The 4,000-nt window shown below is 64.2% G+C and carries 6 protein-coding genes; 1 reads left to right on the forward strand and 5 read right to left on the reverse strand.

The genetic code is table 11. The features are described from left to right. Nucleotides 1–463: 463 nt before the first annotated feature. The 4 genes from TQ39_RS19585 to TQ39_RS19600 are packed head-to-tail and all read right to left on the reverse strand — an operon-like array spanning nt 464 to nt 3,147. Nucleotides 464–805, reverse strand: a complete 342-nt coding sequence (locus TQ39_RS19585; RefSeq protein WP_050006778.1) for a hypothetical protein — start codon at nt 803–805, stop codon at nt 464–466. 4 nt (nt 806–809) lie between these two features. Continuing rightward, nucleotides 810–2,051: a replicative DNA helicase gene (locus tag TQ39_RS19590; RefSeq protein ID WP_009322688.1), complete on the reverse strand. Its 1,242-nt coding sequence runs from the start codon at nt 2,049–2,051 to the stop codon at nt 810–812. 15 nt (nt 2,052–2,066) lie between these two features. Beyond that, nucleotides 2,067–2,951, reverse strand: coding sequence for a hypothetical protein (locus tag TQ39_RS19595; protein ID WP_050006779.1), 885 nt, complete (start codon nt 2,949–2,951; stop codon nt 2,067–2,069). Then, complete coding sequence (locus TQ39_RS19600) at nt 2,944–3,147, reverse strand: hypothetical protein (protein ID WP_009322686.1); 204 nt, start codon at nt 3,145–3,147, stop codon at nt 2,944–2,946. The genes TQ39_RS19595 and TQ39_RS19600 overlap by 8 nt, the downstream gene beginning before the upstream one ends. Before the next feature lie 226 nt (nt 3,148–3,373). Here TQ39_RS19600 and TQ39_RS19605 point away from each other — a divergent pair, with 226 nt between their 5' ends. Beyond that, nucleotides 3,374–3,817, forward strand: a complete 444-nt coding sequence (locus TQ39_RS19605; protein ID WP_050006780.1) for a hypothetical protein — start codon at nt 3,374–3,376, stop codon at nt 3,815–3,817. Here the strand turns inward: TQ39_RS19605 and TQ39_RS21495 are convergent. Next, the coding region (locus TQ39_RS21495; RefSeq protein ID WP_205506003.1) for a hypothetical protein at nt 3,814–4,000 on the reverse strand (187 nt) is incomplete at its 5' end. The genes TQ39_RS19605 and TQ39_RS21495 overlap by 4 nt on opposite strands.

Below are 4,000 nucleotides of genomic sequence, written 5' to 3' on the forward strand. Positions count from 1 at the left end.
CGCTGCGCGAAACCGCGCTGGCCGGTCGTTGCCCCCGCCGGGGGCAACGTGCTCGCTACCCCATTTTCGCTTTGCTCAAATGTGGCCCCGCATATTCCCGCGGGGTCTGCCGGGGTACGTTCCTTTGTTCCACGGCTGGCCCCGCGCTCGCACCCCGGCGCTCGTCGGCTTACGCCTCCGTTTCGCCTGCGGCGAAACCGCGCGTGCGGTCATCGGCCCCACCTTTTGGGTTTGCCGCGCAAAATCAGGCGCGGCATTTCGCTGCGCGAAACCACCCTGTGCGGTTGTCCGCTTCGCGGCCATGACTTCGTCACCCCGCACCAATGTTTTGGCCTACCCCGCTTTCGCTTCGCTCAAGCGTGGCCCCTCGGCCAACAACCCGGCGCTTGTCGCCGTTCGGCTCCATTTCGCTGTGCGAAACCGCGCTGGCCGGTCGTTGCCCCCGCCGGGGGCAACGTGCTCGCTACCCCATTTTCGCTTCGCTCAAATGTGGCCCCGCGCTCGCACCCCGGCGCTTGTCGCCATTCGGCTCCATTTCGCTGCGCGAAACCGCGCGTACGGTTACCGGCCCCACCGGGGCCGGTATTTTGCCGTCCCCGTCACGGCTGCGCCGCGCCGGGTCCCCAACGGCAAAAACCCGTACCTCATACCCCATCCGCTGCAGCGCGAACAGCAGCTCGTAATCCATGTGGAACGTGCACCCCATGCGCAGGCTGTATACCCGGTTCTTCGTCAGCCCCGTTTTGCGCATGATCTCCTTTACCGGGCGCGCGTTCATTACATTCGCTATGTCTTCAAAAATCATCCGCTCACCGCCTTGTGTTGTCTGTGGGAACGTAATTGTGGTACTGCGGCTGCCAGTTGAACCGCAGCCTGCCCACCCCGCCGTGCCGGTTTTTCGCAATCACCGCTTCCACGGGCCATGCGTCGTCCCCGCTCAAAAATTCTCCCGTTTTCTGCGGACGCATGAAGATCACGCCGTCCGCGTCCGCTTCAATGTCGCTGCCGCCCTTCAGGTCCGATAAAGCCGGCTCCTTCTGCCGGTCCGCCGCGCGCGCCAGCTGCACCAGCGCCACCACGGCCGCGCCGTGCCGCCGGGCGCTTTCCTTCAGCGCGTGGGTGATCTCCCCCGTGATCTGCCACAGCGGTTTGTTTCCGGCGGCGTCGCCCCGCATCAGGCCCAGATAGTCGATGAACATCACGTCCGGCTTGCCCGAGGCCAGCTTCGCCTCCACGTCCCCGGCGGATACGCCGGGCGTGTCGTCCATCACAAGGTGCAGGTCCCCCATGCGGGCCGCCGCAATGCCGATGCGCTTCTGCGCGTTTTCGTCCAGGTCGTGGTCCCGAAAGCGGGTGGAATTGATCATGCATACCCGCGACAGCACGCGGTGCACGAGCTGCTCCTTCGTCATTTCCAGGCTTCTGTAATCCACGCGGCAGCGCTTGGCAAGCTGCACGGCCAGATGCAGGGCAAAATCCGTTTTGCCGTCGCCGGGCCGCGCGGCAATGATGTACAGGCACCCGCGCTGCAGCCCGCCCAGCACGTCGTTGAAGTGCTTCCAGTCGGTTTTCAGCGACGTGTCCGGCTTCAGAAGGTCCCGGTATGCCTGTGCCACGGCCTCGCCGAAGGTCTGCTCCGACGCGCTGTGCACCTTCTGCATAATGCTCCGCTGCCGCGCCGCCATCCGCTCCAGCTCCGCCGTCATCTCGTCGGCCGTGCGCCCGCTGATGGCAAGGCTTTGCAGCTCCGTCACCAGCGTGCGCTCCCGCCACGCGTCCAGCACGATGGCGGCGTATTGCGGGAACGTGCCAATGCGCGGCGCGATGCACGCGCACTCCCGGATAACGGCCTCATAGCCGTCCCCCAGCCTGGAAACCACCGTCACCGCGTCCACCGGAGTTCCGGCCTTTTTCAGCTCGAGCATGCAGGAAAAGATGCGCGCCAGCGGCTGCGCCTCAAACATCGCGGGGGAAAGCACCGCGCGCGCCTTGTCCAGCAGCTCCGGCGCCATCATCAGGCAGCCGATGACGCTCTGTTCCGCCTGCACCATTTCAAACGCCTCCTTTTAAAACAGTTCTTCCGCCGTCATGTCCGGCGTGATCTCCCGGCCCACGTCCGGCTTGAGCACGCGCGGCGCGGGGCTGCGGCGCACGGGCATGCCGTCCCTCCGCCACCAGTTCAAAATCGCGGCGTAGTGGCTTTTGTAGCACCGCCCGGTCTGTGCAAGATAGACGGACAGACGCTCGATGTATTCCGATGCGCCGGTATCGCCCAGGCTGTCCACCAGCTTCCCATGCTCCCGCCCGTCGAGCAGCACGTTTTCAAATTCACCGAATTTTGCTTTGTCCGCCCGCGCCGGCCGCTTTGCCGCAGCCGTACCCGCGCCGGCGTCCGTCCCGCACGCACGTTCCGGCTGCACAGCGCCGCCGGCCGGTTCCGTCCCCGTTCCGCCGGCGCCCCGCGTGCGTTCCGCCTGCATTTCGCCTCCGGCCCGTTTCTCCCCCGGCGCGGCCGTGCGCGCTTCGCTCTCTTTCTCTGCTTTTTTGTTCTTTCTTCCATTGCTGCCCTTTGCCTGCCCTCCGCCTGCCCCCTGTATGCCGTTTTCCATGCCCTGCGGCGTGCCCTCCGGCTCGCCCCGGGGCTGGTATCTGTCGTAATGATTCACCGTAAACAGGCCGTATTTCGACGTTGCCTTGTGCGTCACCTCGCCCGTCCGTTTAAGATGTTCCAGCGCCGTCCGCACCTGCTTGACGGTCAGCCCCGTCTCGTCCGCCAGCTTTGCCAGGCTCGCCACGCGCTGCCCGCGCTCCACCGCAATGCCCTGCCACCGCTGCGGCTCGTAGTTCACCGTCAGCAGCAGATGAATGAACAGCCGTGCGGTGTTGAGGTCGCCGTACCATTCCCACCGCAGAATGCTCCGGTGAAGCAAAATAAAACCGCCCTCAAGCATGGCTTCCTCCCTGTTCCTCCCGGGCAAAGCCCGCGTCGATGCATTGCCCGCAGCCCAGCACATGGTCGGTGCCGCGGCCGTAGTAAACGCGGTCGCCGTCGTACAGAGCCGCGCCGCATTCCGCGCACCGCCCCACAGGCCGCGCCTGCGCATACGGGTCAAACGCCGCCGAAATCCCCACATAATGCAATTCCATCCTTTTCCTCCTTTTTTAACAATGGGAAGCTTGCTGCGCCGGCCGCCGCCGTGAATCTCTTCGCGCAGCCGAAACCGGCAGCCTTTTTTAACAACGGGAAGCCCGCTGCACCAGCGCCCGCCGTGAACCTCTTCGCGCGGGCAGAATCAACAGCCTTTTTGAACAACGGGAAGCCCGCTGCGCCAGCCGCCGCGAACCTCTTCGCGCTGGCAGAACCGGCAGCTTTTTGAACAACGGGAAGCCTGCTGCGCCGGCCGCCGCCGTGAACCTCTTCGCGCGGGCAGAATCAACAGCCTTTTTGAACAACGGGAAGCCTGCTGCGCCGACCGCCGCCGCGAATCGCTTCGCGCTGGCAGAACCAACAGCCTCTTTGAACAACCGGAAGCCCGCTGCGCCAGCCGCCGTGAACCTCTTCGCGCAGGCAGAACCGGCAACCTTTTTTAACAACGGGAAGCCTGCTGCGCCAGCCGCCTGCGCGAATCGCTTCGCGCTGGCAGAACCAACAGCCTCTTTGAACAACGAGAAACCCGCTGCGCCAGCCGCCGCCGCGAACCTCTTCGCGCAGGCAGAACCGGCAACCTTTTTTAACAACGGGAAGCTTGCTGCGCCAGCCGCCGCCGCGAATCTCTTCGCGCTGGCAAAACCGGCAGCGCCACCAGGGCGGCACTAAATAATAAAATCAAAACTCCTTACTCCTTTGCTCACTCTCTGCCGGCGGAAGAGGAAGAACGGGAACGGAGTATCTTTCTGTGGCTCTCTCGCATCCGAAGGATGCGGGTAAATCAAAATCCAGATTTTCCGGGAAGCGCCCGTCATGTCATTCTTACTGTTAAGGGCGCGGCGGAAAATCGTT

Origin of the sequence: Ruthenibacterium lactatiformans, assembly GCF_000949455.1 — a bacterium.
GTDB lineage: Bacteria > Bacillota > Clostridia > Oscillospirales > Ruminococcaceae > Ruthenibacterium > Ruthenibacterium lactatiformans.